This window comes from Enterococcus sp. AZ050, from assembly GCF_051715085.1.
Classification (GTDB): domain Bacteria; phylum Bacillota; class Bacilli; order Lactobacillales; family Enterococcaceae; genus Enterococcus; species Enterococcus faecalis.
Map to the genome: position 1 here is coordinate 1,708,343 of NZ_JBIOTC010000001.1, position 24,857 is coordinate 1,733,199.

20 protein-coding genes are annotated in these 24,857 nt (G+C 40.2%); 6 read left to right on the plus strand and 14 right to left on the minus strand.

The annotated features are described in order from the left end of the window. Nucleotides 1-100 precede the first annotated feature (100 nt). The 5 genes from IGJ04_RS08300 to pplA all read right to left on the minus strand — a co-directional run bounded on the left by IGJ04_RS08300 (nt 101) and on the right by pplA (nt 7,930). On the minus strand, nt 101-3,982 hold the full coding sequence (locus IGJ04_RS08300; RefSeq protein WP_438840115.1) for a WxL domain-containing protein: 3,882 nt from the start codon (nt 3,980-3,982) through the stop codon (nt 101-103). After that, nucleotides 3,969-4,331 (minus strand): LPXTG cell wall anchor domain-containing protein, encoded by a 363-nt coding sequence (locus IGJ04_RS08305; RefSeq protein WP_010776206.1) that lies wholly within the window; start codon nt 4,329-4,331, stop codon nt 3,969-3,971. Before IGJ04_RS08305 ends, IGJ04_RS08300 begins: the two co-directional genes overlap by 14 nt. A gap of 386 nt (nt 4,332-4,717) precedes the next feature. Next, nucleotides 4,718-5,665 (minus strand): 1,4-dihydroxy-2-naphthoate polyprenyltransferase, encoded by a 948-nt coding sequence (gene menA, locus IGJ04_RS08310; RefSeq protein ID WP_002358958.1) that lies wholly within the window; start codon nt 5,663-5,665, stop codon nt 4,718-4,720. 13 nt (nt 5,666-5,678) lie between these two features. Further along, the gene (locus tag IGJ04_RS08315; RefSeq protein ID WP_002354751.1) at nt 5,679-6,746 is read right to left on the minus strand and encodes an FAD:protein FMN transferase; all 1,068 of its coding nucleotides are present in this window, start codon (nt 6,744-6,746) and stop codon (nt 5,679-5,681) included. Nucleotides 6,747-7,000: 254 nt separating this feature from the next. Continuing rightward, nucleotides 7,001-7,930, minus strand: coding sequence for an extracellular electron transfer flavoprotein PplA (gene pplA / locus IGJ04_RS08320; RefSeq protein ID WP_002381005.1), 930 nt, complete (start codon nt 7,928-7,930; stop codon nt 7,001-7,003). 277 nt (nt 7,931-8,207) lie between these two features. On the opposite strand from pplA, the gene IGJ04_RS08325 reads away from it, so the two are divergent. The 4 genes from IGJ04_RS08325 to IGJ04_RS08340 all read left to right on the plus strand — a co-directional run bounded on the left by IGJ04_RS08325 (nt 8,208) and on the right by IGJ04_RS08340 (nt 12,751). After that, nucleotides 8,208-10,154, plus strand: a complete 1,947-nt coding sequence (locus IGJ04_RS08325) for an NAD(P)/FAD-dependent oxidoreductase (protein WP_002354747.1) — start codon at nt 8,208-8,210, stop codon at nt 10,152-10,154. Nucleotides 10,155-10,735: 581 nt separating this feature from the next. After that, nucleotides 10,736-11,158, plus strand: coding sequence for a NusG domain II-containing protein (locus IGJ04_RS08330; protein ID WP_002358956.1), 423 nt, complete (start codon nt 10,736-10,738; stop codon nt 11,156-11,158). A gap of 11 nt (nt 11,159-11,169) precedes the next feature. Continuing rightward, complete coding sequence (locus IGJ04_RS08335) at nt 11,170-11,727, plus strand: Gx transporter family protein (protein WP_002354743.1); 558 nt, start codon at nt 11,170-11,172, stop codon at nt 11,725-11,727. A 37-nt stretch (nt 11,728-11,764) separates the two neighbouring features. Beyond that, nucleotides 11,765-12,751, plus strand: a complete 987-nt coding sequence (locus IGJ04_RS08340) for a polyprenyl synthetase family protein (protein ID WP_002358954.1) — start codon at nt 11,765-11,767, stop codon at nt 12,749-12,751. Nucleotides 12,752-13,663: 912 nt separating this feature from the next. Here the strand turns inward: IGJ04_RS08340 and folP are convergent. The 5 genes from folP to folB are packed head-to-tail and all read right to left on the minus strand — an operon-like array spanning nt 13,664 to nt 16,456. Continuing rightward, a complete protein-coding gene (folP, locus tag IGJ04_RS08345) occupies nt 13,664-14,455 on the minus strand; it encodes a dihydropteroate synthase (RefSeq protein WP_010706955.1) in 792 nt (263 codons plus the stop codon). Beyond that, a complete protein-coding gene (locus tag IGJ04_RS08350; protein WP_010827873.1) occupies nt 14,448-15,041 on the minus strand; it encodes a non-canonical purine NTP pyrophosphatase in 594 nt (197 codons plus the stop codon). Before IGJ04_RS08350 ends, folP begins: the two co-directional genes overlap by 8 nt. Nucleotides 15,042-15,044: 3 nt before the next feature. Further along, nucleotides 15,045-15,614: a GTP cyclohydrolase I FolE gene (gene folE / locus IGJ04_RS08355; RefSeq protein ID WP_002381007.1), complete on the minus strand. Its 570-nt coding sequence runs from the start codon at nt 15,612-15,614 to the stop codon at nt 15,045-15,047. Further along, complete coding sequence (folK, locus tag IGJ04_RS08360) at nt 15,608-16,093, minus strand: 2-amino-4-hydroxy-6-hydroxymethyldihydropteridine diphosphokinase (protein WP_002368519.1); 486 nt, start codon at nt 16,091-16,093, stop codon at nt 15,608-15,610. Before folK ends, folE begins: the two co-directional genes overlap by 7 nt. After that, entirely contained in the window at nt 16,094-16,456 is a 363-nt protein-coding gene (gene folB, locus IGJ04_RS08365; protein ID WP_002354733.1) for a dihydroneopterin aldolase, read from the minus strand. It abuts the gene before it with no gap. A gap of 177 nt (nt 16,457-16,633) precedes the next feature. Between folB and IGJ04_RS08370 the strand changes: the two genes are divergently transcribed. Continuing rightward, nucleotides 16,634-17,407, plus strand: coding sequence for a helix-turn-helix domain-containing protein (locus IGJ04_RS08370; protein ID WP_153854159.1), 774 nt, complete (start codon nt 16,634-16,636; stop codon nt 17,405-17,407). 114 nt (nt 17,408-17,521) lie between these two features. Here IGJ04_RS08370 and gor read toward each other — a convergent pair whose 3' ends face one another. Next, entirely contained in the window at nt 17,522-18,871 is a 1,350-nt protein-coding gene (gene gor, locus IGJ04_RS08375) for a glutathione-disulfide reductase (RefSeq protein WP_002354732.1), read from the minus strand. Nucleotides 18,872-19,274: 403 nt separating this feature from the next. Between gor and IGJ04_RS08380 the strand changes: the two genes are divergently transcribed. After that, complete coding sequence (locus tag IGJ04_RS08380; RefSeq protein ID WP_002386215.1) at nt 19,275-20,792, plus strand: RNA-binding domain-containing protein; 1,518 nt, start codon at nt 19,275-19,277, stop codon at nt 20,790-20,792. Nucleotides 20,793-20,848: 56 nt separating this feature from the next. Here the strand turns inward: IGJ04_RS08380 and IGJ04_RS08385 are convergent, their stop codons facing one another. The 3 genes from IGJ04_RS08385 to IGJ04_RS08395 are packed head-to-tail and all read right to left on the minus strand — an operon-like array spanning nt 20,849 to nt 24,791. Then, a complete protein-coding gene (locus IGJ04_RS08385; protein ID WP_002360919.1) occupies nt 20,849-22,402 on the minus strand; it encodes a hydantoinase/oxoprolinase N-terminal domain-containing protein in 1,554 nt (517 codons plus the stop codon). After that, entirely contained in the window at nt 22,403-23,497 is a 1,095-nt protein-coding gene (locus tag IGJ04_RS08390; RefSeq protein ID WP_002354727.1) for a DUF917 domain-containing protein, read from the minus strand. It abuts the gene before it with no gap. A 19-nt stretch (nt 23,498-23,516) separates the two neighbouring features. Beyond that, nucleotides 23,517-24,791 (minus strand): cytosine permease, encoded by a 1,275-nt coding sequence (locus tag IGJ04_RS08395; protein WP_438840116.1) that lies wholly within the window; start codon nt 24,789-24,791, stop codon nt 23,517-23,519. Nucleotides 24,792-24,857 lie beyond the last annotated feature (66 nt).

Below are 24,857 nucleotides of genomic sequence, written 5' to 3' on the forward strand. Positions count from 1 at the left end.
TATCTCTCTTCTCACTACCATTATAGCACAACGCCCCTAAAAAGACCATCAATAAAAGATGCCCGAGCCTCCTATTTCAAGGCTCGGGCATCTTTTATTTTTATGGGCCAGTCACTAAATTCCACGTGACTGCGGCTTGGTATTGTTGACCAGTCAAGCCTTGACTAGCTGGTACTTCTAATTTGATATTATCAAATGTGAAGTCTAGTTGATAGACATTACTGCCAGTAAATTGTTGGTTGGCAACGATGTTCGTAGCCGTGTTATTTGCCGTTAAGTTAATGGCAGTCGTGGTGCCAATCGTGTTTTTTAACTCCGTTGGTTGATTGTAATTGGAGAAACTTGAAACAGGAGCCGTGCCTAATAATAGGCGAGTCGCTGTTGGCAAGCTGTCTGTAGCTGATTTTGGTTGGGACAGTTGTGCCGTTAAGCTCCAATTCGGTTGAGTTTTCTTAATTCGCAGATAGGGATTGCGTGTACCGTTGCCGTAGTAATCAGCGGCTTTCTTCAGGCCATGCTGTTGTGTGTTTCCTGCAATCTCTATCTGACCAAAATTGAAAGTTGGGACACTGATGAAGCCTTCAGCCGTTGGTGTAACAATCGCCTGATCATTGTCTTTCACACGAACAGTTGCCGAAGCAGAAATGCCACTGTAATTCCCACTGGTGGTAATCCCTGCACGCAAGACTTGCCCCGCTGTGCCCGTCGCTTTGGTAGTGAACTGAACCGTGGCAGATTTACCCACTGGGATGTCAGTCCCTAAGCTAACGCCATTAGTCCAAGTAGTCGCTGTGACTGGGACGGTTTTCGCCGTGCCGCCAACTGGTGTAACGATCATGGCAGTTGGTGCTGCTAAGCCAGTTGTCCAAGCCGTTGATTTCTTGATGGTCGCCGTAGTTAATGGTGCTTGGCTTGTATTGGTAATCGTAGCACGCCATGTGACGTTGCCGCCGCTAGTCACTGTTTCAGCTGTAGTGCGTGTTAAAGTAACACTCGCTTTTGCCACTTCCTCTTTATACACTGCCGTCATGTCGTCATTGCCATCAAAGGTTGTGTTATATGTTGGCGTCGTACTTGTTGTCAATGTGTTTGGTTTGGTTTTACCTTTGTACCAACCTTGGAAAGTATAGGCTTTGCCACCAGCTGAATAACTAGCTGGCAAAGCTCTCGCCGCCGTATACTTGAAGCTGTTGCTTGTCATTGGTGTTTGTTTCCCTTGCGTGAAACCTGTCGGTGGCGTGATTTTAGTACCCGCGGCATCAACGAAGTTTTCGGTGACTTGTTTTCGTGTGACTTTATAGTTTATCGTTTGCTTGTAGTCGCTAGTTCCATCGAAACCAAATAATCTTGGTTGGGAATTTGCACTAGTTAAAAATAACAAACTAGGAAGGACATCTCTTGTTAGTCCTGATTGGCCCCACCTTGCCTTAACAGAAAAAGTATTGTTCGTCTCTCTGTTAAACACTGTTTCAAAACTAGTAAAACTAGTCGTTGCTGAATCCGATAGAAGGTTGGTGCCAATGTCACTAATGGTCTCGTAGTCGTACAACGTAATGGTTTTCGTTGTTGCTTCCACTTTGTCAACATACTTCAATTCATTCGTAATATCAAAGTTGTTCAACGCAAAACCTTTATTTAAAACACCTGTTGGTAGATCAGAAAAAAGTTCATAATCATTAGGAATCAAGACGTTTTGCTTTGTTTCTACTTTATAGCGATTAGCAACGGTCGCCTCTTTACTTCCCACCATTGGGTAAAGCGAACCTGTTGCTTCAAAGGGACTAGTGGCGGTTTTTCTGAAAAATTCTGTATAGTTTCCAGAAAGCGTAAGTGGATTCGTGAACGCTTGACCTTGTTCATCGACAAACTCTGCGTAGAATCCTGGGTGAACAGTGATTTCTTGCACTTCTTCATAGACTGCCGTCATGTCATCCTTGTCATCGTAAGTGACGGCATAACTTGGTGTTTTCGTCGTTTTCATTTTGGTTTGATCAGTGCCTTTGTACCAACCTTTGAACTTGTAGTTTTTGTCCCCTACTGTGTAGGTATCTGGCAAGGCTTTGGCACTGGTGTAGGTGAAGTTCTCACTATCAATCACTACTTTGTTGCCTTGGGTAAAGCCTGTTGGTGGTGTAATTTTGGCACCGCTGGCATCGACGAAGTTTTCGGTGACCTTGCGATTGGTTAACTGATAGTAAATCGTCCCTACTGGCGTAACGTAAGAATTAAATAAACGGGATGCACCTGATACATACAATCGATTATACAGATACTCCGATTGTTCTGGAATTGTAGTAGTCGAATCATACTCACTCACTTTAAATTGTGTCGTTGTCATTTTGTTTAGTCCGTAATACAATGGCGCATTACTGGTTGGGTTACCGATTAATGTATTATCTGCAGTTGAATAACGATTCAACGTAGCTTGTGTATAAGCACTTCCTGTATAGACAGAGATATTTTCATAAAATTTTGGAATAGTGATTCTTGTATTGGTTGTTCCATAATTATTCACACCACCTAAAGATACATCTGCTCTAATCGTTTTGGCAGGAATCGTCACTCGTTTGGTATTTCCTGAATTGATCCCAGTAATCGATCCAAGCTTCGTATAAGTGGAATTAATTTCTTGTTGTAAATCGGTTGTAATTGTAAACGGCGTTGGCGATATAATCGTCCCTGCTTCATCGATAAATTGGAAATTCACAGTCTTACTTGGAAAATTGTAATCTTTACCTGTGTCCACTTCATAAACCGCCGTCATGTCGTCTTGGTCATCGTAAGTGACGGCATAACTTGGTGTTTTCGTCGTTTTCATTTTGGTTTGATCAGTGCCTTTGTACCAGCCTTTGAATTTGTAGGTCTTGCCGCCTGCCTTGTACGTATCTGGCAAGGCTTTGGCACTGGTGTATGTGAAGTCATTGCTCGTAATACTTGTTTGTTGTCCTTGCGTGAAACCAGTTGGCGGTGTGATTTTGGCACCTGTGGCATCAACGAAGTTTTCGGTGATTTTTTTGTAAGTAGTTGTTAAGTCAATATCTTGTTGCGCAGCAACATACGTTAAAGCAACATGCTTTTTCTCATAAGTTGTCCTTAATTCCGCTGCAAAGCTTGCTAAATAGCGTTTATTCCATACATGATAAATCGGTTGCTGAAGGGTATAGCTATTATTTGTTTTGACTAATTTAATATTATATGGGTATTCAAAGTAACTATATATCTCATATCTGTTAAATATTCCTGAATTTGCTACTTCAATAGTATCAATATATTTGGGAACTGTCAGAACAGGGTCCTTCAAATAATATACGATCATATCTGACCAATAATGAAGATAATTTACGTTTAGAGTTTGACTAGGTATCAATATATCCAGTCCTGTAGTTGTCGGTACATTTGACACTGGTATCGTTTGATCTCCAGGAGAAACAAAACCAGACAGATTCGTAGATGCCCTCCATCTATCTAATCCCATCTCAGAAGTTAATTGAAAATCTTCCATATTTAAAGACGTTTTATCTTCCGAAGCAATATTAATGCTAAAGCGAGACTCTGGTACTACATAGCTTTGATTTTGTGCTGGAAAAGAATTTGCCTCTGATTCGAACCATGTAGAAAGTTCTGATACTTTTTTACCTTCTTTTACCCCAATCGCTCGATTCTGGATTTGTACTGGGAGTTGCACCTCCTGCTGAGCTTCCGCTTCTTTTTGCTCCACTTTCACTGGCGGTGCTTCCTTCTTTTCTACCGCCACTTCTGCTTGTTTCTCTATTTCCTGTGTTACTTCTTCTCGACTTGTTTCAGTCGTTGTTTCTTGCGTTTCACTACTTGCTTGTGTTTCTTCCTTGGCGCTACTTTTAGCGGTCGGACTACTTTCAATCGTGACGGTTTCCGCAACTGCCGTCACGCCAGAAAAGGCATTCACTAGCAAAGAACCACATAAGCCAATAGCTGCAAGACGTTGCCACTTAGTTTGCTTCATGTCGTCCCTTCTTTCTATGTACCATTCCGACAAGGCCAATTAAGACCAAGCCGAGAATGCTAAGATTTGCCTGACTCTTGCTCCCTGTACGAGGGAGCGTTGAGCCAGTTGTGGTGGTCTGTGTCGAACCACCACTTCGTTGATCTCCTTGCGGAGGACCAGCTGGTCCCTTGGGATCAGTAGCTGGCGCATCTGTTTTCGGCGGGGCATCTTTAGGAGCGGGTGTTGTCGGATTTTGGTAAAATTCAATCCCCACCGAACTAGAACCACCATCAGATGCTTCAACATTTATAAAGAAACTAGGAGAAGATAGTAGACACACAATCATTAAATAACGCTTTTTTTTCATTTAAAAACCTCCTTTTAAATCAACAACAGATTTGAGCTTCTGTACAATCACTGCTCAAACAACCTTTTTTTCATACCTCTATGATAACAAAGAACCCCCCTGTAGAAGTTGACGATTTTTACGCACCCTATGCGAAATTTTTGAAACACGTTGATAGAACAACGTTTACAAGCTCGTTATTTAATTATCGATAAACAAAAATGTTGTTCTACGCCTACTTTCCCTCGAAATCACGCGTTCAAAGTTTAAGTCTTTACTCTTTTTAACGAGAAAAGCTCAAAATGTTAGCATTAAAGACTAACATTTTGAGCTTTTCTTAATTATTCCGACGCATTCTTTTTTTAAAAAACAAGATTTTTTTCGCATTCCTCGCACTTTTTTAGGTTCTAACCAAGCAAAGCACTGATTAATAGCCCTAAAGCATAGGTGCCATTGAAAACCATTAAGTTCTTAATGGAATGGCGGAAACTTTTCGGCTGCGGCAATTCTTGTTTAAACGTTTGAATATTTTTCCAAATGACAGGCAGAGTAGCAAATGTAATTAACACTGGCCATTGATAAATGCCACTAATGAAGCCGAATAAAATCACCAGATAGCCAGCTAGCGCTAACACTTGAAACAGCACAATCCCCGCTGGGCGCCCGATATAATAGACTAATGTATAACGGTGGTTCTCAATATCCGTGTCTAAGTCCCGTAAATTGTTGGCGAGCATGATGTTAGCAATCGAACAGACCAAGGGCAAGGACGCCACGACAATCGCAAGCACCGCCCAGAGATTGCCGTCTAAGCGAAAGGCGCCACTGGCGAAATCAACCGTTAAGTAAAAAGGCGGATTGGTGACGACATTCAAGTAAACGGTTAAGACGAAGATGCCTAAGCCCATCGTGAAGCCACTGAAAATTTCTCCTAAGGGCATACGGGATAACGGAATCGGTCCATACGTGTAGAAAATCCCGATGAAGCAGCAAATTCCTCCTAACACAAGGAAGAGCCAACCGGTTTGAACCGTCAAGTACGCACCCACAACGGCAGTGAAGGCAATCATGGCGAAAATCATGTTGCGAACTAGTTGTGGTGAAACGCCTGATTGTCCGATAATATTTTCTTCATATTTGTAGACGTCCGATTTGGCTTTTTTGAAGTCCATGTAATTATTAATGGCGGTGGTGGCCATATCAAAGACCACCATGCCAATGAAGAAAACCAGCGTGTTGCCCCACTGGACTTCCCCAAAATAGGTCATTGAAAATAAGACCCCGATAATGAAGGGAAAGAGACTGGCAAGCTTCGTCTGAATTTCCACTACTTTTAAAAACACATTTAAAGACATTTTTAGTCGCTCCTTATTTCAAATCGGCCCGATTCCCCATCGTATAGCCAGAGTCTTTGCCGATTTCAAAGTTGCCTTCGATATCTTTGCTGATGTAGACTTTGTCGTCTTTTGTGACGAAAATGGCATCGGTTCCTTTCAGACTTTCGACATATTCTAGTCCTTTTTTGACGCCCATTGAGAAGACGGCTGTTGAGAGACCATCACCATCGATGGATTTGTCGGTGATAATGGTAACACCTGCGATGTCGTTATCAAACGGATAGCCAGTTTCACGATCAAAGAGATGGTGGTAGGTTTTGCCATCGACTTTTAAGTAGCGTTCATAAATTCCTGATGTGACTAAGGTTTTGTTGCTTTCTTTGACTTGACCTAAGACTGTGTTGCGGGCTTTATTCGGATCTTGAATCCCGACTGTCCAGTCCATGTCTTTGCCACGTGGGCTGTGTCCTAAGACGTAAACATTCCCGCCTAAATCGACGATAGCGGTGGTGACGCCGTTATCTTTCAGAACTTTCACGACTTCATCGGTGATGAAGCCTTTGGCAATTGCGCCTAAATCCAATTGCATGCCTTTTTCTTCAAGGTAAACGGTTTGCTCTTTGTCGTTGAATTTGACTTTCGTGTAATCGACAAGTTTCAAGGCTTGATCAATTTCGGCTTGGCTTGGTTTGCGGGCATCATCGAAGCCAATGTGCCACATAGAGGTGATTGGGCCAATTGCCATGTCGAAGCCGCCGCGGGAGTCTTTGCTATATTCATAGGCTTTTTTCAACAAAGGATACAGGTCATCTGAGACTTTGACTGGTTTCACGCCTGCTTCTTGGTTGATTTCATCAATTTCTGAACCTGGTTGGTTGACGGTGATTTTATCGCCTAGTTCTTTGACACGGGCAAAAGCTTTCGGTAAGACGTCTTCTTTGCCATCATCGTAGATGCGAATTTGAACGTAGGTACCAAGCATTGTTTGACGGTCAGAGTATGGTTCTGTATTAATTTTCGCTTCTGGTTTTGAGGAACAAGCAGCTGCCACAAACAGCACTGCTAGAACACTCACCATGAGCAGAAGTTTCTTTTTCATAGGATTCCCTCTTCTTTCCTTCTTTAATTAAAAAATAAGTTCTCTTGCATAGTAGCCTTTTTTGAAAAAAATGAAAAGTCTTTCTCTTGGAAATTCACAAATTTCTGTGAAAAAATTTGTGAAATGATGGACAGAACTAGCGAAGAAAAAGGGGCGGGAAAGTCAGCCAACCGACTTTTTCCCAACCCCTCAATGGTGTCAAGTAATTGCTGAAAAGCGTTTCAGGAACTACTTCACGATTCATTTATTATTACTTATTTTGTTACGATGTTGTCAACAACGATTTCAGTTGTGTCGCCTTTTTCAGCAGCGTTCACTAATTGTTGTGCGTAGTTGATGAATGAATGTGTGCTGTGTGTTGCACCAGTTACCACTTCAACACCTGCAGGTGAGCCGTCTTCTTCGCCCATTGCTTTAACAAATTCTTTGTTTAATGTTTCGATATATTCTTTTGGTCCAACGCCAGCAACGTCTTTCATTTTGCTTTCGTATTCAGTGTCATCTTTTTTAGATTTGCCGTCAGCGTTCACGTTATCGTAGTTAGATTCAGTCACTTTACCATCTTTCACAGTCATTGAGAATGTTGTGTGGTAGCCGTTTGAGTCATTTTTTTCTTTCAATGAGTACGTACCATCTTTCAATGCTGCGCCATTGTCGATTTCGATTGTGTCTGTGTTACCAGCTTGTGCTGCTTGGATTAATTGTTGTGCGTAGTTTTGGAATGATTCAGATGAATGAGTCGCACCAGTTACTACTTCCACACCGCTTGCGCTTTGTGCTTTAACAAAAGAATCGTTTAATTGTTTGATGTATTCTTTTGGTCCAACACCAGATTTTGCTTTCATGCTTTCTTCATACTTAGTGTCTTCTGTTTTAGATTTGCCGTCAGCATTGATGTTGTCATATTTAGATTCAGTGATTTTGCCGTCTTTTACAGTCATTTCAAAGACTGCACGGTAACCATTTTTTTCATTTTTTTCTTCTAATTTATACGTACCATCTTTTAAATCGCCACCGGCAACTTTTTTCGCTGGTGCTGATGATTCAGTTGATTTTTTCGTTTCTGAAGATGCTGCGCTAGAAGAGTTCGTTGTGTTGTCTTTCTTGTCTGCGCCACAGCCTGCTAATACTAAACTAAATAATGCAATTGCCGCAAAACCTTTAACAAATTTATTCACTTTCATTGATAGTCACCTTTTCTTTCATGATTTTCACAAACATCAAAAGTTTGTGATACATTACACATTATAATGGTTTTAAAAAAGTTGTCAAGACCATCCCCTAAAAATATTTACATTTCGGTCTTTTTTTCATCAAAAACTCATCGTTGGAGTAAATTTGTTGACAATTAAAATTTATATTAGACAAATTCGTGAAATACTTATATAATGTTAGTCGATTGTGTACTTATTAATCATTATCACTATTTTACTACTTACAATATTAAGGAGCGGATTGTCAATGACAAAGCAAAATATTGTCGTTGTAGGTGCTGGGTATGCTGGCGTTTCAGCTACTAAATTTCTAGCAAAGAAATTTAAAAAAGATACGGACGTAACAATCACATTGATTGATCGCCATTCTTACCACACTATGATGACCGAATTGCATGAAGTAGCAGGCGGACGTGTTGAACCAGAAGCAATTCAATACGACTTACAACGTTTGTTCTCACGCAAGAAAAACGTAAAATTGGTAACAGATACTGTTACTGGGATCGACAAAGAAAATAAAGTTGTGAAAACTTTAGCAGGTTCTTATCCATTTGACCAGTTAATTCTGGGTATGGGTGGCGAACCAAACGACTTTGGAACACCAGGCGTGAAAGAAAATGGTTTCACCTTATGGTCATTTGATGATGCAGTGAAAATTCGTCATCACATTGAAGCAACCGTTGCTAAAGCAGCCATCGAACCAGATGCTGAAGTACGCAAAGCAATGTTAACATTCGTTGTCTGTGGTTCTGGTTTTACTGGGATCGAAATGGTCGGCGAATTAATCGACTGGAAAGATCGTTTAGCGAAAGATGCCAAAATTGATCCAGACGAAATTACATTAATGGTTGTTGAAGCAATGCCAACCATCTTAAACATGTTATCTCGTAACGATGCTGCCAAAGCAGAACGTTATCTAGAAAAGAAAAATGTTCAATTATTATTGAACTCACCAATCGTTGAAGTTGCAGCAGATCACATTAAATTAAAAGATGGTTCTGAAGTACCAACGCATACGTTAATCTGGACAGCTGGTGTGAAAGCAACTTCTGATGCCGCTGACTTTGGTTTAGAAGCAGCACGTGGTAGTCGTTTAGTTGCGAATGAATACATGCAAGCAAAAGGCTACGAAGACAAAAACATTTATATCATTGGTGACTTGGTTTATTACGAAGAAACACCAAATACACCAACTCCTCAAATCGTTCAAGCAGCTGAACAAACAGGTCATACTGCAGCTGCCAACATCGTTGCAGATATTAAAGGCGGCGAAAAACATGCCTTTAAAGGAAACTACCAAGGATTCATGGTTTCCATCGGCGCGAAATGGGGCGTTGCCAACTTATTCGATAAAATTCATTTGAGTGGTTTCTTAGCCATCATTATGAAACATATCGTTAACTTGAAATACTTCTTTGATATTCGTTCTGGTTACTACATGTTCCAATACATTATGCACGAAATCTTCCATATTAAAGATGATCGTTCTGTTGCTCGCGGACATACGTCTCGTTACGGCAATGTCTTGTGGAGTGTTCCGCTACGTGTCTTCTATGGTATGGTTTGGTTAGTCGAATCAATGAAGAAAATTGTCGGCAACGGCGATTACTTGAAACCAAGCACTTGGTTTGGTGACGGTTCTTGGTTCACAGATAAAGTCGTTTTCCCATTCCCTTGGTTACAAGAACAAGTAACAACAGGTGCTTCTCAAGCAACTGAAACAGCAACAACTGCTGCAAGTGGTGCGGCGGATGCGGCGGCAAGCGGTGGTGCCGATGCGGCAACACAAGCAGCGCACTTTGGTTTAAGCTACGCTTACGGCGAAACACCAATGCAAGTGTTTGATCACATGCCTAAATGGTTCGAAAGCGTAATGAAATTTATGATGCCAAACCAAGAAGTTGCTTTGTTCATGCAAAAATTCATGACAATCGTTGAAGTATGTATTGCTTTAGCATTGATTGCTGGTTTATTCACTTGGTTATCAAGTGCTGCTACAATTGGTTTAACAATTGCCTTCTGTTTATCTGGCATGTTCTATTGGGTAAATATCTGGTTTATCTTTGTCGCTTTTGCTTTGATGAACGGTTCAGGCCGTGCTGTCGGTTTAGACCGCTGGGTAATTCCATGGATTCAACGCAAACTTGGTAAAGCGTGGTATGGTACCCCGAAAGCTAGATACGGCGGTAAGTAAGCAATCGATCATCGATTGACAACTACGAGCAAAAGCTGAGACACATGTCTCCAGCTGACTATCATAGGATTTAGTATGTGGGACAGCAGTCAAGCATGACTTTTGTCCCACATATTTTCTTTTATATAATATGGTGGCTCAACTGAGGTCGGGACAGAATCGTTTAGCTCCGAGAACCAAGTAGGTACTGTTCAACATCTATTTGCTTTGCAAATAGTGTTTCTCAGCAATAAGAAGGAATTTCCGAAAATTGTCATAAAACACAACGAGGAAAGAGTTGATGTTGCATGATACCTACTCGGTGCTCTTTAATTTTTGGAGACCAAGTAGGTATTGTTCATCATCGAATCACTACGTTCTTCGTGATTCTCAACAATTTCGGCTTATTTCCGAAGGACCTTCAACTCTTAGAGCTTTAGCTCTTAGAAGTTGTTGAGATCGGAGCAACGCGTAGTGTTGGTTCTGTTCCCGCCGTTTATCAGTTTTTGAGCTTGGAACAAAAATTCAAAATAATTTTTGTTCCAAGCTCGTTCATTATGTTATGATAGACAAGAAAAAAACACCAAAGGAGAGAGAAGAAAATGACGATCAAAGAATTCATTAAGAAAAGTCGCTTGAAAACATGGGACGTTATTATTATTGCTGTTTTAGTTCTTGGTTCTTTTCTGCCCCTTGTTGTTTTTGCCATGCAAAACCGTGGTCAAGAAGCGGCTACGTATCAAGCAGTCTTGAAAGTAGACAACAAAGTAATCAAAGTCTTTGACTTAAAAAAGGACGGCCCGCATTATACATATAAATACGAAGCAAAAGACGGTGATTACAACCTGATTGAAGTAGATGGTGATCGTATCCGCGTGAAGGAAGCCAACTGTGCTGACTTAGTGGATGTTCGGCGAGGCTGGATTTCCAAACCTGGTGAAACCCCGATTGCCTGTCTACCCCACAATTTGTTTATCACCGTGGAAGCTTCTGATGGGAGTGAAGACGGTAGCTTAATTTATTAAGCACGACAACTATGAGCAAATTACACAAGAATATTTATATTGCTATGCTCGTTGCCCAAGGGGTCATTATTGGATTAATCGAAAATATGATTCCTTACCCTTTCGCATTTGCTCCTGGGGCAAAGCTCGGTCTAGCAAATTTAATTACTATTATTGCGATTTTCACCATGCGTAAGCGTGATAGTTTTTTCCTAGTCTGTTTACGTTTGATTTTAACGACATTACTGGGCGGTACACTTTCGACCTTTTTCTATAGTGCCAGTGGTGCCTTATTAAGTTATTTCGGCATGTTGCTTGTCAAGCAGCTGGGGCCAAAACGGGTCAGCATTATCGGGATTAGTGCCGTTGGTGGTTTCTTACACAACGTTGGTCAGTTGCTAACGACCTCTTTCTTTGCTCATTCGTGGGCGCCGATGCTGTACTTACCATTTCTATCTCTGTTTGGGTTACTTTCGGGGATTGCGATTGGGATTGCCGCTAATTATTTACTACAACATGTCCAGACGTTACGAAAATTCCAACTGAATTATGAACAAACAACGAAACATAAGTGGAGTCAATTTTTCTAATTGAAAACCTGTCCGCCACAATTAAAGGAGTCATCTTATGAATATACATCCTATGTGGAATACCTATCCTACGTTATCAAAAGAATTAACAACTACTCTTCGCTTGATGGAACAAGCGGTTCAAATCGATAATCAAGAGATTCAAGCTGCTGTCCATGATATGATTCATTCTGGCGGCAAATTGCTACGTCCAGCCTACCAACTGTTGTTCTCTTATTTTGGTGAACAGCGGGACCCTAAAAAGGCGACAGCGTTAGCGGCTTCCATTGAATTACTGCATACCGCCACGTTAGTTCACGACGATATTGTCGACGAAGCCGATACGCGTCGTGGCTTGCCAACATTGCGTTCGCGCTTTGGGAATAGCACAGCCGTGTATACAGGCGATTATCTTTTTGTTTGCTGTTTCAAGCTCTTATCTGATTATTCTTCTTCATTAAAAAGCATTCAATTAAATTCGCGCAGTATGGAAAAAGTCCTGACTGGTGAGCTTGGTCAAATGGACAATCGCTATAATTTCGAGGTAACGATTGACCAATATTTAAAAAATATTTCCGGGAAAACTGCGGAACTGTTTGCGCTAAGTTGTTTTGTCGGTGCCTATGAAAGTGGCACCTCCCAACGTTTTGCCAAACGTTGTGGTGAAATCGGCGAAAATATCGGACTGGCTTTTCAAATTATTGATGATATTTTGGACTATACACAAACTGCTGACGCTATCGGCAAACCCGTCTTAGAAGACGTACGTCAAGGCGTGTATTCTTTGCCCTTGATTTATGCACTTGAAGCCAATCGTGAAGTCTTGTTGCCACTTTTAATGAAAAAAGAAGCCTTGACCGATGAAGAAACACAGGAAATTTATCGTCTTGTCCATGAACTAGGTGGCGTAGAAAAGGCCCAACAATTAGCCACTCATTACACAGAAAAAGCGCTGAAAGAAATCAGCAAACTTCCTGAAACAAAGGCCCAAGCGAAAGAACAATTGTATGAAATTACACAAACGATTTTGACAAGAGAAAATTAAAAAAGCCGCTGGATCCTATTGAGGATTTAGCGGCTAGCTTTTTAGGTGATACCTTGGTATAATAAACACGAAGAGAGCGTACTAGACATACGCTCTCGGGTAGACCGTTTAAGACGGTAGCTTTAATTGTGGATAAATAAACCCGTCAATCTTCGCTAAAAGTTATGACGGGTTTATTTTTTGTCGTTTTTATTACTGATTTTGACAATTAATGTTGCGAAAGCAATCGCAAGCATCAATGCTTCAAAGACAGTCACTACTATTCCTTTCTAGGGAAAGAGCAAACAAGCAAATACATTGGCAGTCCCCCTTTTTTGAGAAATTGCCACCGTCATAAACTTCCTACTTGTGTAGTATAACACATTTGTACCTTCCTAGAATACGCTTACTTTTTTATTTACTATTCGACTTTTCCGTTTCAACTTGCTATAATAAACACGAAGAGAGCGTACTAGACATACGCTCTCGGGTAGACCGTTTAAGACGGTAGCTTTAATTTATTGGTTAATAAACCCGTCAATCTTCGCTAAAAGTTATGACGGGTTTATTTTTTGTCGTTTTTATTACTGATTTTGACAATTAATGTTGCGAAAGCGATCGCAAGCATCAATGCTTCAAAGACAGTCACTACTATTCCTTTCTAGGGAAAGAGCAAACAAGCAAATACATTGGCAGTCCCCCTTTTTTTGAGAAATTGCCACCGTCATAAACTTCCTACTTGTGTAGTATAACACATTTTTACCTTCCTAGAATATGCTTACTTTCCTGATTATTCAACAGCTGCTTTCTTTTGTAATAAAAATCGCGCACCGTTTACTGGGATAAAACGATTCAGCCAACTAAAATTTTTTAGACTAAACAGACCGACCATCAAAAAAAGATGGTCGGTCTGTTTAGTCTATTGGTCTACCTTTACTCCTTCTCCGACAATGCTCGCCAGACATCAAATGTTTGTTTTAAGCCTTGGACATTATGAACACGTAAAATTTCTACGCCTTGTTGTGCTGCATACAAGGAAGCAGCGGCTGAACCAAAATCACGGTTGGCTGGTTCTGGTTCGTTCGTTAAAGCGCCAATGGTTCGTTTGCGAGAAACGCCGTATAGTAACGGATAATCTTGGTAGCGAAAGGCGTTAGGATCTTTTAACAGTTGAAGGTTTTCTGCGACAGTTTTATGAAAGCCAATCCCTGGATCGAAACAAATTTTTTCTAAGGAAAGCCCATATTTTTGGCATTGTTCAATTTTTTCTGTATAAAATTGGTGTAACTCTTCTTTTAAAGAAAGAGATTGGCGTTTTCTAGAATGCATAATCACAACTTGGATTTCAGGATATTGCGCGAGGACTTCTGCCATCCCCGGAGTGTCTAATCCTTTGATGTCATTAATCATTGTGGCGCCAGCTTGGATCGCGGCTTCCGCTACTTCGGGATAGTAAGTGTCCACAGAAATCGGCGCTAGAGAAGTCTCACGTATTTTTTTTATTAATGGTAATACTCGTTCTGCCTCAACTTGTGGAGAAACTTCTTCGTAGCCAGGGCGTGTGGATTGGCCGCCAATGTCTAAAATATCGGCCCCCGCTTCTAGTAGATGAAGCGCATGTTGATAGGCCACGTCGACCGTTGTGTAGCTACCGCCATCAGAAAAAGAGTCGGGGGTCGTGTTGACAATCCCCATAATTTGGTAATTCTTTTTTAAATCAATCATTGTCACATTGCTCCTTTATCTGCTGAATCATCTTTCGTAAAGCCCGCATTCTAGGACTTATTTTCATTCGTTCACTTGTGGACAACTCCGCTAAGGTTTTGCCTCGGTCTGGTAAATAAATAATCGGATCAAAACCATAACCGCCTGTACCGCGCGGTTCAACTAATTCACCAGTCAAAGTGGCTTCCGTTTGCAACAGTTTGTCGTCATCGAGTACATAGACCAACGTGGCTGATAAGGTTAACTCTCGGGTCGACTGTTGCCCTTCAAATAAGTGCAACAGTTCGCGGTTCTGTTCTTCCGGATTGGCTGAATGGAAAAAGCGGCTTGTATAAATACCTAATAAATCAGGAAAAGCAGTTAACGTTAAGCCGCCATCATCACCTAACATTGGGCGGCCAATTAATTGTTGGAAAAAGCGAGCTTTTAGATAAGCATTTTCAGCATACGTAGTACCAGTTTCTGCCGGTTGTTCTTGACTGGTGGTATACTTTCGATAAGAGACAAGTTGAATAGCAGGGTCCTTAAGTCCTGATTGCATTTCTTTTAACTTACCTTGGTTATTCGTGCCAACAATGATTTCCATTTTCTAACGTATCTCCATTAAAAATTGATTTTTCCACTCTTGTTCTTTAAATAGTCCTGTAAATTGAAATGTTTTGGTGCTACTTTGTGGTGTTTTCACGCCGCGCATCGTCATACACATATGTTCCGCTTCAATGGCTACTGCAATGCCTTTGACGGGAATATTTTCTTGGAGTTTGCGGGCAATTGTCACCGTTAAATCTTCTTGAACTGTGGGACGTTTGGCACAATGTTCTACTAATCTTGGTAACTTGCTTAGTCCCAATACTTTGCCACCTTCTGGCAGATAAGCGACATGTACTTTTCCATAAAATGGCAATAAATGGTGTTCACACATTGAATAAAAGGCAATATCTTTTACTAGAACCATTTCGCCTTCATTTAAGCTATCAAATAATTTATAATCATCAAATTCAGGTTCGGTTAATCCACTAAAAACTTCTGCATACATTTTAGCTACGCGTTTGGGGGTATCAATGAGTCCTGATCGTTGAGTATCTTCCCCCACTGCTTCTAAGATTGTGGTAACTGCCTGCTCAATTTGCGCTTGTTTTTCCTGCTCCATCTCTACCATTCCTTTTCGCTTACTCGCACTTCTTCTTGATTGCCACTGCGCTGAATCCACGTAGCTATTGGCGCGCCCAATAGTTGTTCCTCTGCGTAAACATCACTTAAGGGAATCAAAACAAATGACCGTTTTGTTAATTCTTGATGAGGAACTTGTAAGTGGGGCAACGCGACTGACTGTTCCCCTAATAATAAAATATCAATATCAATAATCCGCGGACCCCAGTGAATTAATTTTTTACGTTTCATTACTTGCTCAATCCCTTGGGTAACAGCCAATAACTCTTCAGCGGTATAGCTAGTATCAATTTTCAATACGGCGTTCAAAAAATCATCTTGGTCTGTATAGCCGTAAGGATCCGTTTCATAAAGTTTTGAAGAAGCCACGACCTGAATCTGCGGGTCTTCGTTTAAATAATTGCGGGCTTTCACTAAATTTGCGTATGGATCGCCGACGTTACTACCTAATGCTACATAGCCAATCATCTATACTTCTCGCTCCATTTCAATTTCAATATTGTCAAAAAGGCCGGGCATCGGCACACTATATTTTCTAATTTTAATGATAATTTTGTTCAATTGTTCTTGATAATCTGCGGAAATATCATCTAAAATAGCACTCGCTAAACCTTCGATTAAATCGTACGAGTGATTGTTTACTCGTTGGGCAATCAATTCATTCACTTCGGCATAATTGACGGTTTGGGTTACATCATCTGTTCGCCCTGCCTCAGCTAATGACAACTGCATTTCAAGGTCGATTTCTACTTGCTGTCCTAGACGTTTTTCTTCTGCCAAAACACCATTTTTTGTGAAAAATTTCAAGTTGTTGATTCTAATTTTATCCATCCTCTAACTCCCTACCCTCTGTTTTGCTGATTTTTTTAATCATAGCATATTTCTTGGAAAAGTCAGTAGTTAAAAGATGTTATTGTTTATTTAATAGCAATTATTTGCTTATCAACCACTAGTTGATTGAAACATATAGCGGAATAGACTACTCTAAAATCAAGGAGGTAACGAATAATGTTAATCCAAACTATTTTAAAAACACGGAGAATAAATAATCACTATACGCAAGAACAAATTGCCCAAAAATTACATGTCACTACACAAGCTGTTTCCAAATGGGAAAATGGACAATCCATCCCTTCAATTGATAATTTACTGATGCTTTCTGATTTATACAATGTTTCTATTGATGAGCTAATCCAAGGTAGTCCTTATTTTAAAAAGCCCCAAGTTGTTGGAAAAATTTATAATCTAAAAAAAGGAATTTTATTTTGTATTGTTTGGACTTGTTTCTCTTTGCTACTTACTGGTTTTGGTTATCAACCTTTTTGGTTGTTTAGTGCAATCATATTTATCGGTCTACTTTTAGTTTTTCCAATCATCTTTTCAGATTATTGGATAATTAACCAACAAGATATTATGGTCCATCAATTCTCCAGAAACCCGATTCTGAAAATCATTGAATGCATAAAAAACAGTTCTACACAAATAAAAATTCCTTATTCTGAAATTGAATCCATAGAAATCATTTATACCAAAAAGATAAGAGTGTCCGCTTTTGATAGTAGTCCCGACTATTTTTACTTACTAGTCACCTATAATAATCAAACCACAAAGTTATATTTAGATATCTATGCCAAAAGATTTTTACCACAATTTATTGCGTTTTTATCTCGACAAAGAATTACTATTATAGATAAATCTGAAATCATTGAATTACTCGTTTCTGATACTTCCTTATATCAACATTTTAATGAAAAAAATGTTGCAACTGATAATAGAAAATAGCTAATTTCATCACGTTTGTCAGCACCCAATTGGTTATAAATTGAATGAAATAACTCGTGTATTCAAAAAAGAGCGTTGCTGATGCAACGCTCTTTTTCGGGGTTTATTCGCCTTTTATCGCATTGTTACAAATTCTTCTGAGCCTGTTGGATGAATCGCAACAGTATTATCAAAATCAGCTTTGGTCGCGCCCATTTTAATAGCGACTGCAAAGCCTTGTAGCATTTCGTCAACACCGATGCCGATGCCATGCAAACCGACAATTTTTTCTTCTTTGCCGACACAGATTAATTTCATGTCGCATTTTTGACGGTATTCTCCTAAAGCGAAATACATTGGTGTAAAGCTAGAGCGATAGATTTTCACTTGGTCTTCACCATATTCTTCAAGCGCTGCTTTTTCCGTCAAGCCAATTGTCGCAACTGGTGGATGGGTAAAGACCACCGTTGGTACCAAGTTATAATCCAAATATAAATCGGTTTGTCCGTTAAATAAACGTTCAGACAGGCGCCGACCAGCGGCAATCGCGACTGGCGTTAAGTCGATTTTCCCAATGACATCGCCGACTGCGTAGATGCCATTTTGCGTGGTATTTTGGAATTTATCTACTTTGACGTAGCCTTTTTCATCAAGAGCTACTTTCGTATTTTCTAATCCTAATTGATCCGTGTTCGGCTGACGGCCTGTCCCGAAAATCACGGCATCTGTCGTGATTGATTCACCATTTTCAAATGTAATAACGTACTCATTCTGCGCCGTTTTTTCAATTTTAGCTGGTGTTGCATTCGGATGAATTTGCATGCCCATTTCTTGATAGCGTTCTACGACTTTTTCAGAAAGCATGTCATCAAAGCTTCGTAATGGTCGTTCATGACGGAAGGCCCAATGTGTTTCTGCACCTAAGCCATGTAAGGTTCCTGCTAATTCGGCTGCGATGTAACCCGCACCGACAAAGACCACACGTTTTGGCATTTCTTCTAACGCAAAGAAGCCGTTTGAATCTAAGGCATATTCTTCTCCTGGAATACCTAGTTTTTTCGGACGACCACCTGTCGCGATTAAAATGTGCGGCGCCGTATATTCTGTTCCATTGACTTCAATTGTTTGCTCCCCAGTAAACGTAGCGTAACCATGGATACGTTCAATGTTGTTACTGTCTAAACCACGATTATACGCACCATGTAAGAAGTCAATATATTTTTCACGATTTTCAACTAATTGTTTAAAGCTAAAATTTTTGATTTCAACATCAAACCCGTAGCCTGCTGTGTCTCTTTCCATCATTTCCATCATGCTGCTGGCTTGCCACATGACTTTTTTAGGCACACAACCAACGTTGACACAGGTCCCACCAATTTCGTTGCCCTCAATTAAAAGGACGTTGGCTCCGTGCATTCCTGCGCGGTTAGCAGAAGCAATCCCGCCACTACCGCCACCAATAACAATATAATCATAGGTTTTCATTTATTCTGGCTCCCTTTCAATTTGAACTTTCTCCCTTATTATCGCAAAAAATAGCAAAAAAAGACAGTCGTATTACTTACTTTTGTTTAGTTTTCTGCTGCTTCTGTTTTATTGATTCGTTCCGTAAAAGCACTGGGGGAGTCGAAGGGAATTCCTAGTTATGATTGATTTACTTGGTTCATTTAACTACTTCTTGCTAAAATCTTCTAGAAAAAAAAGTTTTTTAATGATACAATTTAATTATTGAAAACTAAAATTATACCACATTTTATCTATATGTCAATTCTTTTGGTTTTCTTTTCAAAAATGACTTTTTCTTTTGAAAAAATCACTCAAAGGCTTGATACCACTCAGTTTTTTTACTTTTGATTTACTTTTGAATTTATTACTAAGGAGGGGACGTATGAATCAATTTATAGAATTAAAAGACGAAATCTTTTCACATCCAAAAGAAAGTTGGCAATTAGAGTACAAAAAATCACAGACTTCTCTTTCCAAAGATATCTGGAGTACATACAGCGCATTTGCAAATACTAAGGGTGGTATAATTATTTTAGGTGTAGAAGAAATACCCAACGGCTATAGAGTTGTTGGCGTTGATAAGCCAGAAATGATCCTTAGGGATTTTTGGAATCTTATTCACGACAAGAAAAAAGTGAGCGCTAATTTATTGAGTAATGAAGATGTTATTACATTAAAAGTTGCTGGAAAATCAATTATACAAATTAAAGTCCCAAAAGCTTCATTTGAAAGAAGACCTATTTATCTAAATGGAAATAAAACGAATACCTACATAAGAACAGATGATGGCGATCGAAAAGCAGATGATAATCAATTTAAATACCTAATTGTCGATTCTCAGAACGATATAGATACTGAGCTACTAAATAATTATACCCTGGACGATTTAAACACAAAAACAATTCAAGAATATAGAGAATTACTTTATAAAAATACTCAGGAGCAAAAATACTTAGATTATTCAGATGAAGAGTTACTTATAAATTTGGGTGTCCTGAAAAAGGATAGAATGAACAGCGATAATGTATATAAATTAACAACTGGCGGACTATTATTTTTCGGAAAATATCATTCAATTACAGACAGGTTTAAAAAGTTTCAATTGGATTATTTTAAGAAAAAAAGTTCATTAGATAGCGATTGGTTAGATAGAGTTTCCACAGGTGATATGAACTATCCAGAGATGAATATTTTCTCTTTTTACACTATTGTCATTGAAAAATTCGCTCTCGCAATTCCTGATACTTTTAGACAATCACAAGATATGACTCGCGGTTCCTATAAATCAGATCTATTATTATCACTAAAAGAAGCTTTGGTAAATGTCTTAATGCATGCGTATTATGATTCAGATCATGTCATTAAGATTGCAGATTACGATGATTATATTGAGTTCTACAATCCAGGAGAAATGAAAGTGTCTAAAGAAGAATTTATTCATGGAAGTTATTCAGTCACTAGAAATCCGATTATTTCAACTTTGTTTAGGAGAGTAGGAATTGCTGAGAAGGCAGGGTCTGGAGGACCTAGAATAATAGATGCAGCGACTAAAAATAGTTTAAAAGCACCTGATATTGATACCTATTTCGATGCAACCACTATCAAAATCTGGAAAATTAATATGAAAGATAGCCTAAAAGGTTATACTGATATTGAACAATTAATTATTTTATACTTGATGGATCACGGACAAGCAAAAATTAAAGATATTCAAAAAAATAGTGGGTACTCTGACTATAAAATTAGAAAAACCGTTACCAGCTTAGTCCAACAAGGTACTTTGTTAAACAAAGGAAATGGGAAATCAACGATTTATATGCTTAACTCAACAGAAGAACTTGGTATAATTGCGAACAAGAGGATTTTAAAACGCATTGAAACTGAATTGACTCGAAAGTAAAGATGAGACTATAGCACAAAAAGGAAACCCTCATATGCTAGAGGATTTCCTTTCTTTTAGTACATATTCCCAACCACTTTTACTCGTAAGCGGGTTGCATTTTCTGGATGATAGGCAAGTGGTGTTTCTTCCACCTCGACTAACTCGATTGTGCCAGGGACTGCACCCGCAAGTTCAGCTTGTTGGACGGCTTTTTCTTGGGCATCAGTCAACGCCGCATCCCGTTGGATTTTTGAATAGACATAAATTTGTTCGTATTGTCCGCTAATCTGAGCGATAGAGGCACCGATGGCATTCGCCACTGCTCCGTTTTCGTTGCGAATTAGCGCTTTAACGCCTGTCAATTCTTCGGGGATGATAATACTCCCACCACCAACTAAAACGACCGTCACGTCTGCGGAACTGGTCTTCATGCGATCAATCGCTTCACTGACCAATTCGCCAATTTTTTGGTACACTTTTTCCGCAAACGCTTGGTCTAAATGAGCCACTTTGCTAGGATCACCGACTTGGGCATGGCCTAAGCGAACCGCAATATCAGTGGTCGTTAATTGTGTGCCGCCAAAAACAAGGGCCTCTTGTGTAATACGGTAGCCGACACTGTCGGGGCCAACTGTCACAGAACCATCTGGTTGTTCACGCACTAGACTGCCGCCGCCGACACCGATTGACACGATATCTGGCATTCTAAAATTAGTCCGTACCCCGCCAACATCAACGGCCAGTGAAGATTCTCTTGGAAAGCCATCCACTAACACGCCAATGTCTGACGTTGTGCCACCAACATCTAAAACAACCGCATCTTTCAAGCCGGCTAAGTAAGAAGCCCCACGAATACTATTGGTTGGTCCACAAGCAATGGTTAAAATAGGAAACTGTTTGGCATACGTTAACGACATTAACGTACCATCATTTTGACATAAGTACACTTGGGCGTGATGAATTTTTTCTTGTTCTAAGGCTTGTTCAAAGCCTTCGCTGGTCACTTTAATTACTTTGTGCAACGCAGCATTCAAAATTGTCGCATTTTCCCGTTCGATTAAACCGACAGACCCAATCATTGAGGAGCAAGATACAGGAACATCTGCCCCTAACACTTCCTTCGCAAGCGCTTGAACAAACAATTCTTGGTCATTTTTTAAAGAAGAAAAAACGCCAATTACTGCGATTGCCTCTACTTCTCCTCGCCAAGAGGCCAAAATCCCACGTAATTCTTCTTCGTCCAGTGCAGTCAATGGTTGTCCATCATATTCGTAGCCGCCATGTGCTAAAGCATACGTTTCTGAAAGAGTGGCCACTAAATCCTTGGGCCAAGCTGTGTAAGGCAAGACCGAAGCGGTTGCTGGATAGCCCAAACGAAGGACCCCAACTTTTGCTAATTTTTTTCGCTCAACAATGGCATTCGTACATTGGGTCGTGCCCAACATTGCATGTGTGACTTTGGTTGGGTCCACTGCTGATTCTGCCAAGACTTTATTTAAGGCACCGGCAATCCCTGTTTGAATATCATCGGTTGTTGGAACTTTCACTGAATGAATCAAGTTTAATTGATGATCTAAAATAACAGCATCTGTATTTGTGCCGCCGACATCGATACCGATTTTATACATTTATTTGTCCTCCTTCGCTACTAAGTTTTCTAGTGGTTGATAATCCATTTCGTAGCCGAAATACCGAGGACCCACTGTTTCGATACCTTTTTTCGTTCGCCAAGCAGCATTCGCTTTCAAGCCCATTACTTGGACACGTTTGCCGTATTTCAAGCTTTCTGTTGTCACAGGCGTTAAAGTTTCTAAATCTACCATACAAATCAAATCAGGCGTCATCGCAATCACCTGACCATCTTTCTCGGCAATTAAATTTTCATTTTGAAAATGGACGACTGCTTCTGAACCAGCATCACTGTTTAAGCCACTCAATTTGACACGTCCCAAATTGAAGCCACCTTTTACTTCTCGTTCCACATCTAGAATTTTTCCTTGGAACAATTCAAAGCCATCCGTAACTTCTACTAATGCTTGGCGTTTTTCTTGTTCATCTGCATAGGTACCTCGAATCACTTTGCCAATTTCTTCTGATAATGTCACGATGTTGTGAATACCATAGTCTTGTAATTGTTTGCCTGTCGCGGGATAAATGCTCACTAAAGCACTGGCGCCCATTTCAACCGTTTGAACACGAGCAAGACGTTCTGTCCAAGTATTATCAATCGTTTCCATAATGCCAATATTTCCTTTTTCATCGGTAATTGCCATAGGGGTCGCTGACATCCCATTCAAATGGAACGTTACCATAGGCAATTCTGGAAAGGCCCGACCCATACCATCACAATCCACCAAGGGAATGCCTAGCTTCGCTGCAACAACAATTGGAATCATTGAATTGACGCCCCCAGCTTCCATTGGAAAGGTCCCCGCAATCGTTTCTTGGTCTAAATATTTTCCTAACTTCTCAAAGACACGGACGAATTCGTCGCCTTTGGGAAATTTTTCAATTGCGACAGATGGGGCACCCATCATTGCGGCGGGTAGGAAAAAATCCTCCGCAGCTATCTCTTCTGGAGAAACCAGTTTGACAGGTCCGTTTTCTTCGATGGCGGACAAAGCCATCATTTTACCAATATAGGGATCACCGCCACCTCCTGTCCCTAAAAAAGCTGCTCCTGTGGCTATATTCTCAATTGCTTCTGCATCTAAATAACGCATTCTCCGACACTCCTCTTCTTCATTCCATTTCTAATGATTCGGTGTTCGTCTGTTGACGTTTTACACCGAAATAATAAATAACAAACGATAAAACAATGCCAATTAGCGGTTGGTTAGGCAATTGAGGGGCATTGGGAAAGAAACTCATAATCACCGGAATGCCCCCCACTGCAGCACCAATTAGCCATGAAAAAACACCTAATTTATTCACGCCAGGCGTTGGCTGCCATTTGGTTCGATCGCCTTTGTTAATCAACCAATAGGCAGCAATCATTACACCAGCCACTGGTGGCACCATCGCAGAAAGGACAGACATAATCGGCGTAAAGTAATTTAAGATCCCCACAACTGCTAATAAGGTTCCAATGGCGCCGGCCGCACCGACAGCGACTTTTTCTTTTTCTTTTGGAATATCAAAGACATTAATCAAGGCCAGTCCGCCAGAAAAAGCATTCACGGCATTCGTGGTCCAAGTTGCTAAAATTAGCGCAATAATTCCTAAAACTGGAAAACCGAGATTCATAAAAACTTCCGTGATATCTGCGGTGTTCGAAGCAATGGTCAAGACCGCACCAACGCCAATCATCAACAAGCCTGTCGGTAAAATCCCTAAGGTGGCCGCTTTAACCACATCTTTACGAGAAGAAACATACTGAGAGTAATCTCCAGCAATTACTGCGCCTAATGCAAAAGAACCGACAGTCATTGAAAGACCTGACATAAAGCTTCCTGCTGTTTGAGGTGTATATTGACTAACAGCTTCCCAACCGTTGTTTCTTAACGAAGCCACCAAGCCATAAAGACAAACCAGAACTAACACAGGAACCGCAAAATAATTCAGAATTTTCAATATTTTTATGCCATAAAGAGCCGAAATAAGCATGATAATTCCCCAGATTAAGGAAGAAAGCGACACAGGTAAATCAATGCCGTAAATTTTTAAAAAGTTCGTGAAGGCGCCGCCGCTGACATTGGCTTGCAAACCAAACCAACCTAAGCAAGCAATCGCTAGAATAATAGAAATGATCTTTTGCGAACCTTGAATGCCAAACACTTGAGAAGCGACTTTGACAGAAGGTTCTTGTAAGTCGGAACTTTGAATTCCTTGTAAAATCATTAAAATAACAATAATACCGTAACCAATAAATCCTGTTAACAAAGCTTCCCATAAAGGCATGCCTGCAACTAACGTTCCTCCAATAATTAATCCTGGCACGCTAATCATTGCGCCCGCCCAAACAAATGCTAAGCTAAGCCACGATTGTTGTTGCTCGTTTTTTAATTTCATTCTCATTCCTCCTTAATTATTTTTTCAATTATAACGAAAAATCAGTCATAGGTCTTTTTCAAATTGAAAAAA

Excerpts from the sequence above, each read along its gene's own strand:
- IGJ04_RS08350 (WP_010827873.1), bottom strand. The coding sequence starts at position 15,041 with ATGGAAATCATTGTTGGCACGAATAACCAAGGTAAGTTAAAAGAAATG.
- pplA (WP_002381005.1), bottom strand. The coding sequence starts at position 7,930 with ATGAAAGTGAATAAATTTGTTAAAGGTTTTGCGGCAATTGCATTATTT.
- IGJ04_RS08370 (WP_153854159.1), top strand. The coding sequence starts at position 16,634 with ATGTTAATCCAAACTATTTTAAAAACACGGAGAATAAATAATCACTAT.
- folK (WP_002368519.1), bottom strand. The coding sequence starts at position 16,093 with ATGATTGGCTATGTAGCATTAGGTAGTAACGTCGGCGATCCATACGCA.
- IGJ04_RS08390 (WP_002354727.1), bottom strand. The coding sequence starts at position 23,497 with ATGCGTTATTTAGATGCAGAAGCAATTGAGAATATAGCCACAGGAGCA.
- menA (WP_002358958.1), bottom strand. The coding sequence starts at position 5,665 with ATGTCTTTAAATGTGTTTTTAAAAGTAGTGGAAATTCAGACGAAGCTT.
- IGJ04_RS08340 (WP_002358954.1), top strand. The coding sequence starts at position 11,765 with ATGAATATACATCCTATGTGGAATACCTATCCTACGTTATCAAAAGAA.
- IGJ04_RS08325 (WP_002354747.1), top strand. The coding sequence starts at position 8,208 with ATGACAAAGCAAAATATTGTCGTTGTAGGTGCTGGGTATGCTGGCGTT.
- IGJ04_RS08385 (WP_002360919.1), bottom strand. The coding sequence starts at position 22,402 with ATGTATAAAATCGGTATCGATGTCGGCGGCACAAATACAGATGCTGTT.
- IGJ04_RS08315 (WP_002354751.1), bottom strand. The coding sequence starts at position 6,746 with ATGAAAAAGAAACTTCTGCTCATGGTGAGTGTTCTAGCAGTGCTGTTT.
- IGJ04_RS08305 (WP_010776206.1), bottom strand. The coding sequence starts at position 4,331 with ATGAAAAAAAAGCGTTATTTAATGATTGTGTGTCTACTATCTTCTCCT.
- IGJ04_RS08300 (WP_438840115.1), bottom strand. The coding sequence starts at position 3,982 with ATGAAGCAAACTAAGTGGCAACGTCTTGCAGCTATTGGCTTATGTGGT.
- folP (WP_010706955.1), bottom strand. The coding sequence starts at position 14,455 with ATGATTGATTTAAAAAAGAATTACCAAATTATGGGGATTGTCAACACG.
- folE (WP_002381007.1), bottom strand. The coding sequence starts at position 15,614 with ATGGTAGAGATGGAGCAGGAAAAACAAGCGCAAATTGAGCAGGCAGTT.
- gor (WP_002354732.1), bottom strand. The coding sequence starts at position 18,871 with ATGAAAACCTATGATTATATTGTTATTGGTGGCGGTAGTGGCGGGATT.
- folB (WP_002354733.1), bottom strand. The coding sequence starts at position 16,456 with ATGGATAAAATTAGAATCAACAACTTGAAATTTTTCACAAAAAATGGT.
- IGJ04_RS08395 (WP_438840116.1), bottom strand. The coding sequence starts at position 24,791 with ATGAGAATGAAATTAAAAAACGAGCAACAACAATCGTGGCTTAGCTTA.
- IGJ04_RS08380 (WP_002386215.1), top strand. The coding sequence starts at position 19,275 with ATGAATCAATTTATAGAATTAAAAGACGAAATCTTTTCACATCCAAAA.
- IGJ04_RS08330 (WP_002358956.1), top strand. The coding sequence starts at position 10,736 with ATGACGATCAAAGAATTCATTAAGAAAAGTCGCTTGAAAACATGGGAC.
- IGJ04_RS08335 (WP_002354743.1), top strand. The coding sequence starts at position 11,170 with ATGAGCAAATTACACAAGAATATTTATATTGCTATGCTCGTTGCCCAA.